This is a genomic window from Nonomuraea sp. NPDC051298, from assembly GCF_055586305.1.
Map to the genome: position 1 here is coordinate 283544 of NZ_JBVJIM010000001.1, position 18513 is coordinate 302056.

The 18513-nt window shown below is 72.6% G+C and carries 24 protein-coding genes; 4 read left to right on the top strand and 20 right to left on the bottom strand.

Features of this window, described 5'->3' with window-relative positions; all coding sequences use genetic code 11:
• Positions 1-13: 13 nt before the first annotated feature.
• The 7 genes from ACZ6S0_RS01350 to ACZ6S0_RS01380 form a co-directional block, all read right to left on the bottom strand.
• Complete coding sequence (locus ACZ6S0_RS01350) at positions 14-400, bottom strand: VOC family protein (RefSeq protein WP_465912611.1); 387 nt, start codon at positions 398-400, stop codon at positions 14-16.
• A 108-nt stretch (positions 401-508) separates the two neighbouring features.
• A complete protein-coding gene (locus ACZ6S0_RS01355; protein ID WP_465912612.1) occupies positions 509-1051 on the bottom strand; it encodes a GNAT family N-acetyltransferase in 543 nt (180 codons plus the stop codon).
• A 95-nt stretch (positions 1052-1146) separates the two neighbouring features.
• Entirely contained in the window at positions 1147-3384 is a 2238-nt protein-coding gene (secD, locus tag ACZ6S0_RS01360) for a protein translocase subunit SecD (protein WP_465912613.1), read from the bottom strand.
• Between the two features lie 106 nt (positions 3385-3490).
• The gene (locus ACZ6S0_RS01365; protein WP_465912614.1) at positions 3491-3841 is read right to left on the bottom strand and encodes a hypothetical protein; all 351 of its coding nucleotides are present in this window, start codon (positions 3839-3841) and stop codon (positions 3491-3493) included.
• A 137-nt stretch (positions 3842-3978) separates the two neighbouring features.
• Positions 3979-4716: a class I SAM-dependent methyltransferase gene (locus ACZ6S0_RS01370; protein ID WP_465912615.1), complete on the bottom strand. Its 738-nt coding sequence runs from the start codon at positions 4714-4716 to the stop codon at positions 3979-3981.
• A gap of 170 nt (positions 4717-4886) precedes the next feature.
• The gene (locus ACZ6S0_RS01375) at positions 4887-5738 is read right to left on the bottom strand and encodes an ABC transporter permease (RefSeq protein WP_465912616.1); all 852 of its coding nucleotides are present in this window, start codon (positions 5736-5738) and stop codon (positions 4887-4889) included.
• The gene (locus ACZ6S0_RS01380; RefSeq protein WP_465912617.1) at positions 5735-6652 is read right to left on the bottom strand and encodes an ABC transporter ATP-binding protein; all 918 of its coding nucleotides are present in this window, start codon (positions 6650-6652) and stop codon (positions 5735-5737) included. The genes ACZ6S0_RS01375 and ACZ6S0_RS01380 overlap by 4 nt, the downstream gene beginning before the upstream one ends.
• Before the next feature lie 154 nt (positions 6653-6806).
• Here ACZ6S0_RS01380 and ACZ6S0_RS01385 point away from each other — a divergent pair, with 154 nt between their 5' ends.
• From ACZ6S0_RS01385 to ACZ6S0_RS01395, 3 genes are read left to right on the top strand one after another with little or no spacing between them, the layout of a single operon-like run.
• On the top strand, positions 6807-7289 hold the full coding sequence (locus ACZ6S0_RS01385) for a phosphoheptose isomerase (protein WP_465912618.1): 483 nt from the start codon (positions 6807-6809) through the stop codon (positions 7287-7289).
• Positions 7286-7486, top strand: coding sequence for a HypC/HybG/HupF family hydrogenase formation chaperone (locus ACZ6S0_RS01390; RefSeq protein ID WP_465912619.1), 201 nt, complete (start codon positions 7286-7288; stop codon positions 7484-7486). Before ACZ6S0_RS01385 ends, ACZ6S0_RS01390 begins: the two co-directional genes overlap by 4 nt.
• Complete coding sequence (locus ACZ6S0_RS01395; protein ID WP_465912620.1) at positions 7483-8082, top strand: D-sedoheptulose-7-phosphate isomerase; 600 nt, start codon at positions 7483-7485, stop codon at positions 8080-8082. The genes ACZ6S0_RS01390 and ACZ6S0_RS01395 overlap by 4 nt, the downstream gene beginning before the upstream one ends.
• On the opposite strand, the gene hypE is transcribed toward ACZ6S0_RS01395, so the two are convergent.
• The 13 genes from hypE to ACZ6S0_RS01460 are packed head-to-tail and all read right to left on the bottom strand — an operon-like array spanning position 8065 to position 17768.
• Positions 8065-9138, bottom strand: a complete 1074-nt coding sequence (hypE, locus tag ACZ6S0_RS01400) for a hydrogenase expression/formation protein HypE (RefSeq protein WP_465912621.1) — start codon at positions 9136-9138, stop codon at positions 8065-8067. The genes ACZ6S0_RS01395 and hypE overlap by 18 nt on opposite strands.
• Complete coding sequence (gene hypD / locus ACZ6S0_RS01405) at positions 9135-10250, bottom strand: hydrogenase formation protein HypD (protein ID WP_344878317.1); 1116 nt, start codon at positions 10248-10250, stop codon at positions 9135-9137. Before hypD ends, hypE begins: the two co-directional genes overlap by 4 nt.
• 9 nt (positions 10251-10259) lie before the next feature.
• Entirely contained in the window at positions 10260-10532 is a 273-nt protein-coding gene (locus ACZ6S0_RS01410; protein ID WP_344878314.1) for a HypC/HybG/HupF family hydrogenase formation chaperone, read from the bottom strand.
• Positions 10510-10878, bottom strand: a complete 369-nt coding sequence (locus ACZ6S0_RS01415) for a hydrogenase maturation nickel metallochaperone HypA/HybF (RefSeq protein WP_465912622.1) — start codon at positions 10876-10878, stop codon at positions 10510-10512. The genes ACZ6S0_RS01410 and ACZ6S0_RS01415 overlap by 23 nt, the downstream gene beginning before the upstream one ends.
• Positions 10879-10986 carry a DUF6893 family small protein gene (locus ACZ6S0_RS01420; RefSeq protein WP_425568598.1) on the bottom strand — a complete coding sequence of 36 codons (108 nt, stop codon included), beginning with the start codon at positions 10984-10986 and terminating at the stop codon, positions 10879-10881.
• An 11-nt stretch (positions 10987-10997) separates the two neighbouring features.
• The gene (locus ACZ6S0_RS01425; RefSeq protein WP_465912623.1) at positions 10998-11843 is read right to left on the bottom strand and encodes a hydrogenase maturation protease; all 846 of its coding nucleotides are present in this window, start codon (positions 11841-11843) and stop codon (positions 10998-11000) included.
• Entirely contained in the window at positions 11840-12814 is a 975-nt protein-coding gene (locus ACZ6S0_RS01430) for a hypothetical protein (protein WP_465912624.1), read from the bottom strand. Before ACZ6S0_RS01430 ends, ACZ6S0_RS01425 begins: the two co-directional genes overlap by 4 nt.
• 4 nt (positions 12815-12818) lie before the next feature.
• Positions 12819-13523 carry a DUF6084 family protein gene (locus tag ACZ6S0_RS01435; protein WP_465912625.1) on the bottom strand — a complete coding sequence of 235 codons (705 nt, stop codon included), beginning with the start codon at positions 13521-13523 and terminating at the stop codon, positions 12819-12821.
• A 3-nt stretch (positions 13524-13526) separates the two neighbouring features.
• Positions 13527-13745, bottom strand: coding sequence for a hypothetical protein (locus ACZ6S0_RS01440; RefSeq protein WP_465912626.1), 219 nt, complete (start codon positions 13743-13745; stop codon positions 13527-13529).
• Positions 13742-14380, bottom strand: coding sequence for a DUF5947 family protein (locus tag ACZ6S0_RS01445; protein ID WP_465912627.1), 639 nt, complete (start codon positions 14378-14380; stop codon positions 13742-13744). Before ACZ6S0_RS01445 ends, ACZ6S0_RS01440 begins: the two co-directional genes overlap by 4 nt.
• The gene (locus ACZ6S0_RS01450) at positions 14377-14913 is read right to left on the bottom strand and encodes a hypothetical protein (RefSeq protein WP_465912628.1); all 537 of its coding nucleotides are present in this window, start codon (positions 14911-14913) and stop codon (positions 14377-14379) included. Before ACZ6S0_RS01450 ends, ACZ6S0_RS01445 begins: the two co-directional genes overlap by 4 nt.
• 11 nt (positions 14914-14924) lie before the next feature.
• Positions 14925-16721: a nickel-dependent hydrogenase large subunit gene (locus ACZ6S0_RS01455; protein ID WP_465912629.1), complete on the bottom strand. Its 1797-nt coding sequence runs from the start codon at positions 16719-16721 to the stop codon at positions 14925-14927.
• Between the two features lie 12 nt (positions 16722-16733).
• Positions 16734-17768, bottom strand: a complete 1035-nt coding sequence (locus ACZ6S0_RS01460) for an NADH-quinone oxidoreductase subunit B family protein (protein ID WP_465912630.1) — start codon at positions 17766-17768, stop codon at positions 16734-16736.
• 292 nt (positions 17769-18060) lie between these two features.
• On the opposite strand from ACZ6S0_RS01460, the gene ACZ6S0_RS01465 reads away from it, so the two are divergent.
• A complete protein-coding gene (locus tag ACZ6S0_RS01465) occupies positions 18061-18504 on the top strand; it encodes a hypothetical protein (protein WP_465912631.1) in 444 nt (147 codons plus the stop codon).
• Positions 18505-18513 lie beyond the last annotated feature (9 nt).

Below are 18513 nucleotides of genomic sequence, written 5' to 3' on the forward strand. Positions count from 1 at the left end.
GGCCGCGGGCGGTTCAGCGGGTGTCGCGGCGCAGGGGGTGGTCGGGCGGGATCTGCACGAGGACGATGCGGTGGCCGTCGGGGTCGGCGATCCACAGCTCGATCAGGCCCCACGGCTCCTGCCGCGCCTCGCGGAGCACGGTGACGCCCGCCTCCCGCAGCCGTCGTTCCTCGGCGGCGACGTCGCGTACCTGGAGCCAGAGCGACACCGCGTCGCCGGGCGGGTCGTTCGCGCCGCCGGACAGCTCGAGCAGGCCCTGGCCCAGGAAGAAGACCACGCCCGGGTGGTCGGGCGGGCCGAACTCGCGGTAGACCGCCAGGCCGAGCGTGTCGGCGTAGAAGTGGCGGCTGCGCTCGGGGTCGCCGGGACGGAGCAACACGCGACTGCTCAGCACCTCCATGCCCGTACTCTTCCCCGATCCTCCTCCGGGGAAGCCCTCACGGGCCCCGGGAAGGCCGTCGCCGGGCGACTACCTTCCCGGGGGGTGCGCTGACGCCGTACCAGGCGGTCAGGGCGGGGTGGGGCGGTCGATCCGGTAGAGGTAGTGGTCGCGGCCGTCCTCCGGGTGGTCCGGCTCCAGCTCGCCCTCGGCGACCCGGCGCAGGCCCGCCTTGCGCAGCGCGTTCCACGACGCGAGGTTTCCCGCCGCGACCGGGACGAGGACGCAGGACGCGTCGGGCAGCTCCGTCCACGTCCGCTCGACGATCGAACGGATCATCAGCGTCCCGAGCCCCTTACCCACCTGCCCGGGGTCGCCGATCAGGTAGTCGATCGTGACCGCCTCGTCCGGAACGGGCACGATCGCGGCCAGCTCGGCCTGGTAGTCGGGATAGTCGGCGAGCCGTGACCGCTGCACCAGCCCGAAGGGACGACCGTCGAGGAGGGCGAGCAGGTCCTCCGACGGCTCCTCCCCTCGCGCGGCCGGGCCGAAGTCGCGCGCCACGGCCTCCGGCGAGGTCTCGTGGTGCCACCAGCGGGCCACGTGCGGCTGTTCGAGCCACGAGCGCAGCAGCGGGAAGTCCTCCTCGGTGAGCCGCCGCCAGGTGATCATCAGGACGCTCCTGGGGTGAGATGCCGTCGGTGGGAGCGCGCCCGCCGGTCCCCCGCACGGGGGACGGCACCGGCGGCGCGCGTGGTTCACCAGCATCACACCACAGCTCCCGAGCCCCGGCGGGGTCGAGCGGCGCGCGACGCGGCGGGCCTGGCCGGGGGACGCCGGTCGTACCTGGCCAGCACGATCGCCACGGGACCCGCCACGAAGGCCGACGACAGCGTTCCCGTCACGATCCCGGCCACCAGCGCGATCGCGAAGTCACGCAGCGAGTCGCCGCCGAAGGCCATGAGCGCGAGCAGGATGAACAGCGCGCCGAGCCCGGTGTTGACGGTGCGCGGCAGGGTCTGCAGGATCGCGCCGTTCACCGCCGCCGCGAACGGCTCCCCCGCGCGGGCCGCCCACAGCTCCCTGACCCGGTCGAACACCACCACCTTGTCGTTGACCGAGTACCCGACGATGGTGAGCATCGCGGCCAGGAAGACGCCGTCGATCGGCTTGCCCAGCCACGCGAACATCCCGGCCACCACGATCACGTCCACCAGCAGCGCCAGCACGGCCGCCGCGCCGAAGCTCCACCGGAAGCGGACCGCCAGGTAGGCGAGCTGCATGGCCACGGCCACGCCGAGCGCGACCAGGGCGTTGCGGCGCAGCTCCGCACCCAGGCTGGGGCCGATGAACTCCTCGCGCCGCTTGCTCACCTCGCCCGCCCGGCTTTCGAGCGCCTGCTCGATCCTGGCCACGTCGTCGAGGCCGAGGCGCGCGGCGCGTACGGTGACGCCGTCGTCCCCCGCCTGCACCACCGCGCCGGGGATCCCGGCGCGCGCGACGGCGTCCCCGGCCACGTCGGCCGGTACGGGCCGCGCCGTGGCGAACTCGACCAGCCGCCCGCCGGTGAACTCCACGCCGAAGTTCAGCCCGCGGGCGACCAGCCCGGCGACCGCCACCGCCGCCAGCCCGCCCGCGACCGCCAGCCACACCTTCCCGGCCCGCATGAGCTGCGGGTTCCTGCGCGTCAGCCACGTCCTGACGGCTCCGGGCGAGCCGAGCCCCGACAGGCGCGGCCCGATGCGGCCGATCACGGACTGGGTGAGCACGCGGGTGATGAGCAGGGCCGAGACGAGCGAGGCCAGCACGCCGACGGCGAGCGTCACGCCGAACCCCTTGACCGGCCCCGAGGCCAGCCAGAACAGCAGCCCGGCCGCGATCAGCGTGGTGACGTTGGAGTCGGCGATCGCGCTCCAGGCGTTCCTGAACCCGCGGTCGAGCGCCGGCCGCAGCCCGCTCGACCGCTGGTACTCCTCCCTGGCCCGCTCGAACACCAGGACGTTGGCGTCGATGGCCATGCCGATCGCCAGCACGAACCCGGCCAGCCCCGGCAGCGTGAAGGTCGCGCCCATCGCCGCCAGCACCGCGTACGAGATCACGCCGTAGCAGAGCAGCGCGACCACCGACAGCAGCCCGGCCAGGCGGTAGACGGTCACGATGAACACGGCGGTGAGGATCAGCCCGGCGACGGCCGCCCTGGCACTGGCGTCGATGGCCGCCGCGCCCAGGGTCGGGCCGACCGTACGCTGCTCGACCAGGTCGAGCGGGACCGGCAGCGCGCCGCCCTTGATCAGTACGGCGAGGTCGCGGGCCTGCTCGTGGCTGAACGAGCCGGTGATGTCGGCGCGGCCGCCCGGGATGCCGCTGCCGCAGGGCACGGACGGGTCGAGCGGCGGCGAGGAGATGACCTCCGTGTCGAGCACGATGGCGATCCGGCGGCGTGGATCGTCCTGGGGCCGGCAGGCCGCGTCCCCGGTCAGCCGCTGCCAGGCCCCTTCCTCGCGGAAGTCGATGCTCACCCACCAGCCGGGGCCGCGCTGGGGGTCGCTGCGCTCGGCGGCGTCGCTCACCCCTTCGCCGGTGATGGCCGCGGCGCCGAGCTTGAGCAGGCCGCCGTTCTCGTCGGCTACCGCCGTACGGTCACCGTCCTCGGCCGCGCCGAGCACGGGATGGAACGCGAGCTGCGCGGTACGGCCGATGACCTCGGCCGCCTGGCGCGGGTCGAGCACGCCGGGCAGTTCGACGATGATCCGCCGCTCGCCGGAGCGGACCAGGGTGGGATCGACCACGCCGAGCGCGTCGGCGCGCTGGCGCAGCACGTCGAGCGCGCGGTCGGTGGCCGCCGCGTCGGCCTTGACGGTCGGCGAGTCCCTGGTCTCGAAGACGAGCTGGGTGCCGCCGCGCAGGTCCAGGCCCAGGCGCGGCGCGGTGGTGAGGGTGAGGAACAATGAGATCGCGATGACGGCGCACGCCGCCACCGCACGCCAGAACGGCGCTCCTGACATGAAAGCCTCCACGGGCTCTGAAGGGGGAAAGCGCTCGACGGCGCGGGCTGACGCGCCGCGCGGGAGCAGCTCGGACGCCGGGTGATCGCCGGCGTCCGCGGTGTCTTCAGTGCGTGGTGGCGGGCGGCGCCCGCGCCGCGGCCGCCAGGGGCGGGCGCGCGGCGGGGACGCCGGTGGACGGCTCGGGGACGGCGACGGACCACGGATGACGGAAGCCGGGCGGCCCTGCGGCGAGCGTGACCGCCGCGCCCGTCGCACCGCCCGGGCCCGGCCAGGCCCGCAGCGAGGGAGCCGGGGGCGGAACCTCCCGCACCCCGGAGTGACGCTGCTCGGGCCCCCAGGTGGCCTGCCGAACGGTCTGGGCGCGGGTGACCTGCGCGGCGGCCTGCGCGTGGGCGGCGACCGGCAGGAACCAGGACAGGAGAAGCAGCAGCGCGGCCGACAGCCGGGTGCGCATGTCGCCTCCCCTCCCTTCGAGGCTCACCTTAACCTCGAATCGCCGTCGCCGGGATCATGCGGGGACGCCCGGGTGCGGGACGGCGAACGCCTGCGGTTTACCGGCGGCCTCGGGACTCCGGGTGCGGACGCCTGCGGCTAACGGGCGGTCTCGGGGCTCCGGGCCAGGAACACGAACTCGCGGCCTGGCCGGTCGGGCGCGTCCCTGACCTCCTCCAACGTGTACCCGTGGGCGGCCAGGTCCGCCTCGACCTCGTCGCGCTCGCGGAAGCGCAGCGTCGAGTCCGAGGTCAGCACCTGGCCGTCGGAGGCGAAGATCCACGTGCCGCGGAAGGTCACCAGCGGCGGGCTGACGTCGAGCAGGTCGAACCACTGCTCCACCTTGCCCAGGCCGGGGATCTCGGCCACCTGGTACGAGTCTTCCCTGGTCCACCCGAGCCAGGCGCGCCGGGCCGGGTCGCGGGTCTCGAACATCAGCAGCCCTCCTGGCCGCAGCAGCCCGCGTACGGCGGCCAGGGTGGCCCGCCAGTCGGCGGGGTCGGCGATGGCCTGGGCCACGTTCGCGGTCATGGTGGCGAGGTCGGCCCGCAACGGCGGCACGGCCGTGGCGTCGCCGTGGATCCAGCGCACCCGCTCGGCGCCCGGCTTGGCCCGTGCGACGTCGAGCGAGGCCCCGGCCGGGTCGACGCCCGTCACCTCGAACCCCCTGCCCGCCAGCAGCAGCGCGAACGTACCCGTGCCGCACCCCACGTCGAGCACCGTGCGCGCGCCGCGCTCGGCGGCGACGGCGGCATAGGGGTCCAGGTCACTGCGGTCGGGGTCGAACGGGTCGTAGAGGGCGGCCAGGCGTGGATCCTCGAAGACGGCGTCAGCCATGGCCGCCACGATACGCGGCCCACACGGCACGAGTCCTCCGGATTACGACCCGCCCGGCCTCCCCGCCGCCCCGGTCTCCCCGGTCTCCCCATCGCCCCGGTCTCCCGCCGCCCCGGCCTCCCCGAGGTCCCGACGTCCCCGACCTCCCCGGCGTCCCGGAATCGTCGCGGTCAGGCGGCGCGTTGGAGGGCTCGTTCGCGGCGGGCCGCGACGGACGAGCCGGACTCCCCGCGCGCCATCCGCCGCAGCACGATCGGCGCCACGGCCAGCCCCAGCACCGCCCACGCCCCCAGGACCCCGGCCGTCTCCAGGTGCCGCCACGACTCGCCGATCTCGACCACGACCGCGCCGTCCGGCAGCAGGGCGGAACGCATCCCGAGGCCCAGCCAGTAGACCGGGAAGACCTGCGCGATCGCCTGTACCCACTCGGGCAGCACGGTGATCGGGTAGAACACGCCGGAGACGGCGATCAGGCCGATCATCGGGAGCTGGAGCAGTCCCTGGCCGCGCGCGCTGGCGAACACCGAGCCCAGCACCGCGCCGATCGGCAGCGTCGCCACCAGCCCGAGCAGGAACACCCACAGCAGCGTCAGCCACGAGCCCAGGCCGGCGACGACCAGGCCGGGCACCAGGAGCAGGCCGGGGACCAGGAAGATGGCCAGGTCGACCACCAAGCCGCCGGACACCATGACGATCTTGCCGATCAGGTAACCCGTCATGCCGTTGGGGGTCGCCTTGGCCCGCAGCAGGGTGCCGTCCTCGCGGTCGGCGGTGAGGTGCTGGCTCATGGTGATCATGGCCATGCCCGCGTTCATGCCCAGGATGCTCGGCACGGCCAGGGTGCCCAGCGAGAACGAGGTCTGCCCGAACGACACGTCCCGCAGGAAGTACGTGGTGATCAGCATCAGCACGGGCCAGAAGCAGTGGTTGAACAGGTCGCCCGCGTTGGTGAGCGACTGGCGCAGCTCGATGAGGCCGCGGGACCAGCCTGCCCGCCAGGCCGTCGTGGCAGGGTTGCTCATCGGACTTGTCCTTCCTGGTTCTGGGGCTCGGTCTCGGCTCGCGTTTCCGCGTGGCGGACCAGGGAGAGGTAGGTGTCCTCCAGGGAGGCGCGGCGGACCTCCAGGTGCTCGATCGCCGCGCCGTACCGGTCGAACAGGCCGCGGACGAACGGCGTGGACTCCCGGGTCGTGTGCCGGTGGCCGCGGCCGTCGTGCCGCCAGCGGATCTCGTCCTCGCCCGCGATCTGTTCGGCGAGCTGCCCGGCTGTGCCGTCGGCGACGATCCGGCCGCCGTCGAGCACCACGATCCGGTCGGCGAGCCGTTCGGCCTCGGCCAGGTCGTGCGTGGTGAGCAGCACCGTGGTCTCGCCGGACAGGCCCTCGATCAACTCGTGGAAGCCGCGCCGGGCCACCGGGTCGAGCCCGGCGGTGGGCTCGTCCAGGAAGATCAGCTCGGGCCGGCCGACGAGCCCGATCGCGACGTCGAGCCTGCGCCGCTGACCGCCGGAGAGCGTCCTGACCTTGTGTCCGGCCTGCTCGGTGAGGCCCACCGCGGCGACGAGGCGGTCCGCGTCCCAGGGCCGGGCGATGGACGGGGTGGAGTAGGCCGCGTAGTAGCGTCCGAGGTGGGTGAGCAGCTCGCGTACCCGCCATTTGCCGTGGTCGCGCCACGACTGCAGGACGACGCCCACCCGCGCCCGCCAGCGCTCGTCACCGCGCGCCGGGTCCTCGCCGAGCACCTCGACCCGCCCGGCGGACCGCATCCGGAAGCCCTCCATGATCTCGATCGTGGTGGTCTTCCCCGCGCCGTTGGGGCCGAGCAGGCACAGCACCTCCCCCTGGTACGCCTGGAAGCTCACGTCGTGCAGGACGTCGGTCGTGCCGTAACGCATACGCAGGCCGCCGACGTCGAGCACCACTCGGCTCGTCGCCATTCCCGTTCCGCCTTTCCTCAGGAGCCGGCGCGAAGGGTGCCGACTTCTAAGCAACCGTAGTTGACTAATTTCAAATTAGTCAACCGGAGTTGCTTGATGGAAGTTTGCCGTTTCCCTCCGGGCGACCCGCCCCGAGCTGGGCTGGAATGGGGGTATGGGTGATCTGCTCGACCTGGCCCGCGCCGAGCGCGCGGCTCCCGGCGCGGCACTGGCGGAGGACGCGGCCGAGCTGGTGCGCGCCGCGCAGGCCATGTCGGAACGCTTCCGGCACGGCGGACGACTGCTCGCCTTCGGATCCCCGGCGGACGCGGCGCACGTGGCGGTGGAGTTCACCCACCCGGTGATCGTGGGCAAGCGGGCGCTGCCCGCGCTGTCCGTGGACGCCGCCCTGCTGCCCACGCTGGGCCGGGCCGGAGACCTCGCCGTCGGCATCGGCCCGCCGATCGACGGCCGCGCCCTGGAGACGGCCGCCGCCCTGGGCATGCTGACGGTCGTCCTCACCATGCCCGGCGCCGTCGAGGCGGCCGATCACGTGCTGGTCGCGCGCACCTCCGACCCCATGATCGCCCGGGAGCTGCACGTCACCGCCTACCACCTCCTCTGGGAGCTGGTCCACCTCTTCCTGGAGACCTCATGAGCGACTGCGAACGCTGCGTGACCTGCGGGGACGTCGCCATCCCCGTCCAGGTCACCGAACTGCTGCCGGACGGGATGGCGCTGGCCATCACCGGGGCGGGGATGAAGGAGATCAGCGTGGCGCTGGTGACGGGGGTGCGGCCGGGTGACACCGTACTGGTCCACGCCGAGGAGGCGATCGCGGTGGTGCCGCGATGACCGGGACGCTCTACCCGTTCCTGCGCCGCGACCCCGCCGACCTCACCGCCTCCACCGCCGCCAAGGCGCGCGAGAGCCTGGAGCTGCGGCTGCGCGTGCTCGACGAGCTGGGACCCGCGCTGGCCGCGTGCGCGACGGACGTGGCGGCGGCCCTGCGCGAGGGCGGGCGGCTGTACGCCTTCGGCAACGGCGGCAGCAGCACCGACGCCGAGTCCGTGGCGGCGCTCTTCACCGCGCGCGGCCTGCCCGCGATCTCGCTGGCCTGCGACACCGCCCTGGTGACCGCGCTCGGCAACGACATCGGGTTCGAGGTGGTCTTCGCCCGCCAGCTCGCCGCGCTCGGCGGGCCGGGCGACGTGGCGGTGGCGCTGTCGACCAGCGGCGGCTCGGCCAACGTGCTGCGCGGGCTGGACGAGGCCCGGCGGACGGGCATGGTGACGGTCGGGTTCGCCGGGTCGGGCGGCGGGCGGATGGCCTCGGAACGGCTGGCGGAGCACCTGTTCGTGGTGCCGTCGTCGTCGGTGCACCGGATCCAGGAGGCGCAGGCGACCCTCTACCACCTGCTGGCCGAGCTGGTCTCAGCAGATGCGCGGTAGCGGGTCGCCGACCAGCACGTCCACCACGCGCGTGCCACCGACCCCGGTACGCAGCAGCACCAGCGCGGCGGGCTCGGCGGCGACCGTGCCGACGATCGCGGCCTCGGCCCCGAGCGGGTGGGCCCGCAGCGCGTCCAGGGCGCGTTCGGCGTGCCCGCCGTCCACGACGGCCACGAACCGGCCCTCGCAGGCGACGTAGAGCGGGTCGAGGCCGAGCAGCTCGCACACGCCGGTCACCTCAGGACGTACCGGAACGGCCTCCTCCTCCAGCACCACGGCCACCCCGGAGGCGGCGGCCACCTCGTTGAGCACGGTGGCCAGGCCGCCTCGGGTGGCGTCGCGCAGCGTCCTGACCTGGCCGGGCACGGCGTCCAGCAGCCCGGCGACGACCTCGTGCAGCGGCGCGGTGTCGGACGCGATCGGGGCCTCGATCTCGAAGTCGCCCCTGGCCAGCATGATCGCGGCGCCGTGCGCGCCGATCGAGCCCGACACGAGAACGGCGTCGCCGGGACGGGCGGCCCCGGCCGAGAGCGTGACCGGCCGCTCGACCAGCCCGACGCCCGTCGTGGTGATGTAGCAGCCGTCGGCCCGGCCGCGCTGGACGACCTTGGTGTCACCGGTGACGATCTCCACCTTCGCGGCGGCGGCGGCCCGCGCCATGGAGGCCACGACCCGGCGCAGGTCCTCGACCGGGAAGCCCTCCTCCAGGATGAACCCCGCCGACAGGTAGCGCGGGCGGGCGCCGCACATCGAGAGGTCGTTCACGGTGCCGTTGACGGCCAGGTCACCGATGTCGCCACCGGGGAAGAACAGCGGCGAGACCACGTACGAGTCGGTGGTGAACGCCACGTCGCCGGTGTCGAGTCGCAGGGTGGCGCCGTCCTCCAGCGGGGCGAGCAGCGGGTTGCGGAACGCCTCCAGGAAGACGGCCTCGACCAGCGTCTGCGTGGCCTTGCCGCCGGAGCCGTGGGCGAGCGTGATGCGCTCCTCCCTGACGACCGGCTTGCGGCGGCGGGCCCGTTCGATGCGGTCGAGCACCTGCTGCTCGCGGTTCACGTCAGCGCCCTCTCCCTGGTGAAGCGGCCGAAGTTGTAGTACGCCGCGCACGCGCCCTCCGAGGAGACCATGCAGGTGCCGATCGGCGTCTCCGGGGTGCAGGCCGTGCCGAACACCTTGCACTCCCACGGCTTGAGCACGCCCTTGAGCACCTCGCCGCACTGGCAGGAGCGCGGATCGGCGACCCGTACGCCGGGCAGGTCGAAGACGCGCTCGGCGTCGAAGGCCGCGTACTCCTCGGCCATCGCCAGCGCCGAGTGGGCGATGAAGCCGAGCCCGCGCCACTCGAAGTGCGGGCGCAGCCGCATCACCTGGCCGATGGCGCGCATCGCGACCTGGTTGCCGTCCCACGGCACGACCCTGGCGTACTGGTTCTCCACCTCGCAGCGGCCCTCGGCGAGCTGGCCGAGCAGCATGTGCACGGAGGCCAGGATGTCCAGCGGCTCGAACCCGGCCACCACCAGCGGCTTGCGGTAGTCGCGGGCGATGAACGCGTACGGCTCGCAGCCGATCACCGCCGACACGTGGCCGGGGCCGATGAACCCGTCGAGCCGCAGGTCCGGCGAGTCGAGGATGGCCTTGATCGCCGGAATGATCATGACATGGTTGCAGAAGACCGAGAAGTTGCGCACCCCTTCCGCCGCCGCCCGCAGCACGGTCATGGCGGTGGAGGGCGCGGTGGTCTCGAAGCCGATGGCCATGAAGACGACCCGGTGGTCCGGGTTCGACTTGGCGATCTTGAGTGCGTCGAGCGGCGAGTACACCATGCGGATGTCCGCGCCCGCCGCCTTGGCGTCGAGGAACGAACCGGTGCCGCCGGGCACCCGCAGCAGGTCGCCGAACGAGGTCATGATCACGCCGGGCTGCCTGGCGATGTGGATGGCGTCGTCCACCCGGCCCATCGGGATCACGCACACCGGGCAGCCGGGACCGTGCACCAGCGACACCTGCTCCGGCAGGTGGTCCTCCAGGCCGTGCTTGTAGATGGTGTGCGTGTGCCCGCCACACACCTCCATGAACGCGTACGACCGCCCCGGCCGGCACCGCGCCGCGATGTCGGCGGCCAGCGCCCGTGCCCGGCCCGCGTCACGATATTCGTCGACGAACCGCATCCGCCCCCCTCAAGAGATGTCCGACGCCCGCAGCGCGTCGATCTCGTCCGCGTACGGCTGCCCCAGCCCCTCCAGGTAGTCGAGGACGGCCTGCGCCTCCGACTCGGAGATCTTGGACAGCGCGAACCCCACGTGCACGAGCACCCAGTCGCCCGGCTTCAGCTCCTGCTCGGCCAGCAGGCCCACGTTGATGCGCCGCCGCACCCCGCTGACCTCCACCACGGCCAGGTCGTCGTGCTCCCCGGCCGGGCCGATCAGCTCACCTGGGATGCCCAGGCACATCGCCCGCCCCCTCGCCACCGAACCAGACCGACTCCAGCACCAGCTCGTCGCCGCCGCTGACGCCCACGTCGCCGCTCTCGCAGCGCGGGCACGCCGCCAGCACGTCGGTCGACTCCGACTCACGGCCACAGGCCCGGCACTCGACCGTGACCGGCGTGATGACCAGGTCCACCACCGCGTCCTGCGCGGCCGTGCCCTGGGCGGCGAGCGTGAACGCCTGCCCGAACGCCTCCTCGGCCACCGCGTGCCTGGCGCCGACGCGTACCCGCGCGGAGGCCACGCGCCTGCCCGCCGCCTGGCGGTGAATCAGCTCGACGAGGCCCTCGCACAGCCCGATCTCGTGCACCTACATCCGCTCCATCCTGAAGTACCGGCGGATCTCCGGCCATTGGTGGGCCACGACCGCCGCCAGCCCGCAGGCCAGGAGCAGCCACTTCGCCCTCGACTTCCACATGTCACACCACCTCATTCCTGAGCACGATCGCGGCAGCCAGGTCCGGCGCTTTCCGCAATCATTTCCATAACCAGGGCTTTCACCAGGTTCGCCGCCTCGGGGACGGCCGCGCGTACGGGCTCGCTCAGCTCGTACAGCGCCTCGCCGAGGCTCTCGGGCTCGCAGCACACCACGCGCACCACGCCGGGCACCCGGCCCAGCTCGGCGGCGAGCCGCAGCACCTTGACCGGGTCCATGCCGTGCGTCTCCAGGGCCGCGCCGCGCGACGGGGTTCCCGGGTCGACGACGGTGAGCGTGCCCGGCGGCTCGCCGCGCGGGGCGGCGTCCACCAGGACTGCGGCGTCGTAGTCGCGTTGCAGCGCGTACGCCAGGTCCATGCCCCGGATGCCGAAGTCGGCCACGTCCACGCCCGGGACGCGCGGCAGGCCGGACAGGTGGCGGACCACCTCGACGCCGAAGCCGTCGTCCCCCAGGAACACGTTGCCGATCCCGGCCACCAGCACCCGGTACGCCCGCTCACCCAGCGGCTCGACCTCCTCGGCCGCGTAGAAGAAGCGGTGGCCCGGCAGGCGGGCCTCGCCCAGGTCGCGGCCGGGGTCGTCGTCGAGCGTCACGGCGACGTGGAAGGCGCCCTCGGCGTCCTGCTCGACGGCCTCGACCACGCCCTCCCTTCCGGCCAGGACCAGGTCCAGGACGTCGGCGCGGGCATGGGGGCGCAGCCGTACGCGGCTGCCCGCCATCACGGTCACGCCGTCGATCACCACTTCGCCCGGCCCTCTCGACTCCATCCGCTCCCAGAACCCGGCCGCGCCGCCTGCCTCGGGGCCGGTCATGCGGTCGGTCATATGGTCGGTCATGGGGTCGGCTCCGTCTTGCGCATGATGCCGTGCAGGCGCATCAACTGCTCCTCCGTGAGTGCCGTGCAGCGGTCGAGGATCTCGCGGGCGCGCGGGTCGCCGTCGCGGATCTCGGCCCGCTCCCCGTCGCTGAGCGCCAGGACGCTGAGCGTGAGGAGCTGGTCGATCTCGGTCGCGTCGAACAGGTCGCCGGGGCTCTCCTGGGCGATCCTCGGGTGGTCGTACAGGATGATCGGCGACGCGAGCATCGTGCGGAGGTCCTCCCCCACCAGCACCGGCCACGCGCCGTCGTTCCGGCAGCCCGCCGCGTGCTCGCGCAGGTGCTCGGGCGGGTCCATGAGCGAGACGAAACGGCCGCGCGGCACGTGCAGCACGGCGTGCGCCGAGACGAACGTCCGCGCGAGCGCCGCCACCCGTGCCCTGCCCGGATCTCGCGTTCCGAGGTCCCGCGCTCCGAGGACCCCTGTTCCGAGGTCCTGGGTGTCAGGGTCCTGGGTGTCGAGGTCCTGGGTGTCGAGGGCGGGTTCCGGGGTGGTGTTGACCAGGTCGGCCGTGATCCGGAACAGCCCGGGACCCAGCGGCTCGGCGGCCACCTCGACGTGTCCGCGCAGCGCCTCCCAGCGGTGCGGCACCGCCCCCTCGCGTTCCTCCCCGGCCGGCAGGTCGATCTCCGTGCGGACGGAGCCGCCGCCGAGGGCGAGCACCCGGGCGCTCACCTCGCGCTCGCGGGCCTCCTCGCCCCGGCCCCTGGCCACGACGTGCAGGAACCGCACGCACACCTCGACGGTGTCGTCCGGGCCGGCCTCCACCAGGCACTGGGTACGCATCCGGCACCGGCCGCCGTCGTACCACGCGGGGTGGACGCCGCCGATCGTCCACCGGTGCCGGTTCTTCAGCGCCGACTCCCGGTACGGCCACAACAGGTACCCCTCGTACAGCACGGCCCGCGCGATCTGCCTGATCTCGTCCACCGGCTCACCTCCCGGCCAGCAGCGAGCGGATGGCGTCGTCCCAGCCGGGCAGCGTGTGCCGGACCCGGTAGGCGTACAGCAGGTCGAACGTGTCGCGGCCGAGCCGGAGCCAGGCGGTGTGCGGGAAGTGACGCTCCATCAGCTCCCGCCACACGCGCACCGGCATCGCGAAGCCCGCCTCGGTACGCCGGGGCAGGTGGGCGGCCTGGAGCCGGTCGCCGTCGAGGTAGAAGAGCGTGCCGGTGAACAGGAAGTCCAGCGGCGCGTCACCGTCCGCCAGGCCGTGGAAGAACTTGGCGGCGGCCACCTCGAAGTCGTACGTGCAGGGCACGGTGACCCGGGCCCGCGTGCTGCCGGTGAAGCCGGGCACCTGGGTGACGGTCTGGGCCCACAGCAGGCTCGACAGATTGCGCGACCATTCCTGCGGCGGGCCGAACAGCTCCGCGAGCCGCTCCTGGTCGTCCTCACCGTAGGCGCGGCGGGTGGCGTCGATACGCACCTGGGTGGCCAGCGTGAGCGAACGTACCTCGGTCCCGCCCGGGACCTCGATGCTCAGCGTGAAGTCGAGCGCGGGCACGGCGGCGGGCGCGGCGGGCTCGACGCCCACGACCTCGATACGCGGCTCGGGCGGCTCGGGCGGCCCGCCCGGCGCGCGCGTCAGCGGTGCGGTGGCCGGGTCGGGCGTCGGTGGTCTGGTGGTCGGTGGCATCGGCTAGGCGGGTGAGAGGTTGGGCATGCTTGGATCGATCGGGTCGTGCCGGCCGGGGTTGACGCCGGTCGAGCGCTTGGCGGTGGAGCGGCCGTCGGGCAGGTGGCCGGGCTGGCTCTCGTAGTTGCCGGTCGCATTGCCCTCCTTGACGCCCTTGACGTGGGAGGGCGCGTCGGGCCGGATGTCGGGCCTGCCCGTCTTGATGGGCTTCTTCGCGGTCATGCCGGGCTCCTGTCTTCGCTGAGGTCGGTGAAGAAGCGGTCGATCAGCTCGCGTACGGCCGAGCCGCCGGTCAGGCCCTGCCAACGGGCCCGTACCAGGCCCACGAGCCGGTAGCAGTCGTCCAGCGGGACGATCCAGGCCCCGTGGTCGCGGTCGAGCAGCAGCGCCTCGACGTCGGGCTCCAGGCGGGCGAGCGCCGGGTCGTCCCAGGCCGGGGCCGCGACGGCGCCCGCCGGGCTGGGGTAGTACATGACGGGGCGTGCCGCGGCGGAGTCGCGTACCAGGAAGACCGTGCGTACGGGGGCGCCCAGGCCCGACCACGCGAAGCCGGTCAGCCGCTCGCGCCGCCTCGGCACTAGGCGGTACTGTCCGCCCCCGGCCGCCTCGTGGTCGAAGAGCACCTGGCAGGCGCGGCAGGCGCAGCGCAGCTCGCGGATGGTGAGGTCGAGCAGGTGGCGGTGCCCGTCGGGCACGGGCTCGCCGCACATGTCGCACCGCTCATCCACTCCCGCGGACCCTGCGCCCGTGGAGGCGGCGTCCATGGACGCGTCGTCCTGGGCGGCGGGCGGGCGGTCGTCCGCCACGCCGGGGCGCCTGCCACCGGGCAGGGCCAGCAGCCGCAGCAGCCCCGTCATCGGGTCACCGGTCCACGCCGGGTGGTCAGGGTGTCGAGCGGGATCAGCGGGCGTTCGTCCGGCTCGATCTCGACCCGGTCGACCTCGGGGGCCACCGCGCGGATGGCCTGCTCGACCTCCGCCGTGGCCGACGTGCGGCAGCCCGACGGGCGTACGCGGACGCGCACCAGGCCGTCCGCCACCGACAGGATCTCGCCCCCGAGCCCCGCCACCGCCGCCTCCGCCCGGGTCCTGGTGTCCAGCGGGTGCAGGTCATGCAGCAGGAGCAGGGGCGAGACCAGCTCGTCGGCGGCCACCTCGACCGCCACCGCCTCGCCCGCCAGCGCCAGGATCCGCGCCAGCCCCTCCCCGTAGAGGGCCAGCAGCTCCTTGACCAGCTCGACCGCCGCAGGACCCGCCTCGTCCAGCATCGCCTCGATGCGCTCGATCCGCTCCGCCGCCCCCGCCCATTCCGGCGGCGGCGACGGCAGAGGCTGCTGCTGCTTCGAGATCGGGGCCTGGGCCTGGTCCGGCGTCACCGTCCGTTCCGGCATCTCCGCCGCCCCTATCCGGCCGCGCCGAACGTCGGCGAGTGCACCTGCTGGAGCACCTTGCCGCCGCCGAGGTACATGTGGACGCCGCACGGCAGGCACGGGTCGAAGCTGCGTACGGTACGCATGATGTCGATGCCCTTGAACGAGTCGGGCCCGTTCTCCTCGAAGATCGGCTGCCCCTGCACCGCATCCTCGTACGGCCCCGGCGTGCCGAAGCTGTCGCGGGGGCTGGCGTTCCAGGGCGTCGGCGGGTACGGGTGATAGTTCGCGATCTTGCCGTCCCTGATCACCATGTGGTGCGAGAGCACCCCGCGCACCGCCTCGTGGAACCCGCAGCCGATCGCCTCCTCCGGCACGTCGAAGTCGCTGAACACCTTCGTCCGCCCGGCCCTGACCTCGGCCATCGCCTGCTCGATGAAGTGGACGGCCATCGCCGCCGCGTACGCGACGAAGTAGACGCGGGCCCGGTTGCGCTCGATGGTGTTCGACCAGCGCGGCACCCTCCACTCGAAGCTCATCTCGGGCAGCGACTTGCTCCTCGGCAGGTTGATCTCCACCGAGTGCCCGGTGGCGCGTACGGTGCCGGTGTCGACCAGCCCGGCGAGCGCGGTCGTCCAGAGCCTGGCCAGCGGGCCGCCGCCGGTGTCGAGCGCCAGGTGGTCGCCGGTGCGGCCGTCGTACCAGCGGGGGCTCATCACCCAGCTGTAGTTGCCGTCGAGGTCGCGTTTCTGCGGGTGGGGCAGCGTGGTCTGGTTCCACGGGTGGCGCTGGTCCACCGGGTTGCCGAGCGGGTCGTGGGTGACGAACGTCTCCTCGCCCTGCCAGTCGTCGTAGTACGAGCTGCCCAGCATGATCCGGATGCCGAGGTTGATGTCCACCAGGTTCGTGGTCAGCAGCTCCCCGTCGAGCACGATGCCGGGGGTGACGAACATCCGGCGGCCCCACTCGCTCATGTGCCGGTAGTCGTAGTCGACGTGCTCCGGGTCCTGGAACGCCCCCCAGCAGCCGAGCATCACCCTGCGGCGGCCGACCTCCTCGTAGCCGGGCAGCGCCTCGTAGAAGAAGTCGAACAGGTCGTCGTTCATCGGGACGGCCCGCTTGACGAAGTCGAGCACGCGCAGCAGCCTGGCCAGGTAGTCGGTGAACACCTGGGGCGTGGCCACGGTGCCCACGCCGCCCGGGTAGAGCGTGGAGGGGTGCACGTGGCGGCCCTCCATCAGGCAGCACATCTCCCTGGTGACCCGGCTGACCTGCAGCGCCTCCTGGTAGACGGCGCCGGTGAACGGGTTGAACGCGCGCATGACGTCGGCGATCGTGCGGTGGCCGTGGATGCGGGCGTTGGGCGCCTCGGTGGTCTCGGCACGGCGCAGCACGCTGGGGTTGGTCTGCTTGACCATCTGCTCGCAGTAGTCGACGAAGACCAGGTTGTCCTGGAAGAGCGTGTGGTCGAACATGTACTCGGCCGCCTCGCCGAGGTTGACGATCCACTCGGCGAGCGGGGGCGGCTTGACCCCGTACGCCATGTTCTGGGCGTAGACCGAGCAGGTCGCGTGGTTGTCACCGCAGATGCCGCAGATGCGGCTGGTGATGAAGTGCGCGTCGCGCGGGTCCTTGCCCTTCATGAACACGCTGTAGCCGCGGAACAGCGACGAGGTGCTCTTGCACTCGACCACCTCGCCGTTGTTGAAGTCGATCTTCGTGTAGATGCCGAGGTTGCCGATGATCCTCGTGATCGGATCCCAGGACATCTCGACCAGCTCGCGCTCGGTCTCCGTCTCCTGGCCGCGTCCCCTGGTGCGGGTTGTCACCTTGCCGTCTCCCTAGTTGCCCCAGCGCGGGTCGTACCCGCTGGTCAGCTTGCGGCCCCTGTGCCGCCACTTCGGCTCCTTGCCGGCCGCGTGGTTGGTGATGGAACGGAGCCTGCGGATCAGCGACCCGTACGCGTGGCTCATCGACGCCGACACCGTGGCACCGGGCGGCGCGTCCATGAAGGGCATGAACTTGTCGGGGAAGCCGGGCATCGTGCAGCCGATGCAGATGCCGCCCACGTTGGGGCAGCCGCCGACCCCGTCCATCCAGCCGCGCTTGGTGACGTTGCAGTTGACCACCGGCCCCCAGCAGCCGACGCGCACCAGGCACTTGGGCGAGTTGTAGTCGTGGGCGAAGTCGCCCTGCTCGTAGTAGCCGGCGCGGTCGCAGCCCTCGTGCACCGTCTTGCCGAACAGCCAGGTCGGGCGGAGCAGGTCGTCCAGCGGGATCGTCGGGGCCATGCCCGCCGCCTGGTAGAGCAGCCAGGTCAGCGTCTCCATGAAGTTGTCGGGCTGCACCGGGCAGCCGGGCACGTTCACGATCGGCAGGCCGCCGGCCGAGCGGAAGTCGCGGCCGAGGTAGTCGGACAGGCCCATGCAGCCGGTCGGGTTTCCGGCCATCGCGTGGATGCCCCCGTACGTGGCGCAGGTGCCGATCGCGACCACCGCCCACGCCTTGGGCGCCAGCCGGTCGATCCACTCGTTGACGGTGATGGGCTGGCCGGTCTCCGGGTCGCTGCCCATCGAGGTCCAGAAGCCGTCGCCGTTGATGCGCTCGTTCGGGATCGAGCCCTCCACCACGAAGATGAACGGCCCCAGCTCACCCCGTTCCCCCTGCCTGAAGGCGGCCAGGAAGTCCTCGCCCGTCTCGGTCGCCAGGACCTTGTTGTGCAGGTGGACCTTGGGCAGGCCCGGTACCAGGCCGAGCAGCACGTCCTCCAGGCTCGGCAGCGTGGCGGCGGTGATCGACACGGTGTCGCCGTCGCAGCTCATGCCCTCGGAGGTCCACAGGATGTGCACCTCGTCGAGCGCGGTGGATGTCGTCATGGCCCAACCCCCCGTGTGGCCACTCCAGGTGAATGTCACTCACCTCTCGGTAGCGGACATACCGCGCCGCTGACCTGCGCAAACCCTGAGCATCGCGTGCGTTTCAGCACGGATCGGAGGGTAGGCGGAGCGGATGTGGTGGCTGACGCGCCCCGCCGGAGAGTCCGCCTAACCTGACACCAGGTGAGCTTTCTATGGCGGAAAGTGTTATAAGTGCCGTCTTGTGTGAAGGTAGGGGACCGGGCGGACACTCGTAGCGAAACGCTCATCGTCTGCCCGGGGGTGGTTCCTCGTGCGCGACGGGTTCGAATCCCGCGAATCCTGGCCCTTCGAGTGCCTGCGCTGCCTGTACGTCTGGGAAGAGGATTACGTCGTCAGGCACCTGACCGACGACCACGGCAACGACGTCGAGGTCTGGCTCAGCTCCGGCGTACCCGTGCAGCCGCCGTGGTCGGGGCTGTCCTGCCCGGAGTGCGGCGCGTTTCACCTGACCTCGTTCCCGTCCGGCTATCTGGCCCGGCATCCGGAGCTGACGGCCGCGCCCGATCCGTTGCCGCTGGCCAAGGTGCCGGCCGTGCCCATCAAGGACGTCGTGCCCATCAAGGACATCGAGCTGACCGCCGACCGGCCGGGGCTGCCGCGCCGGCTGCTGATCGCGATCGGCTTACCGGTGGTCGCCTTCGTGGGCTACGAGCTGTACCAGTACGTCCTGGCGCCCGCCGTCCCGCACCACTAGGGACCCGGG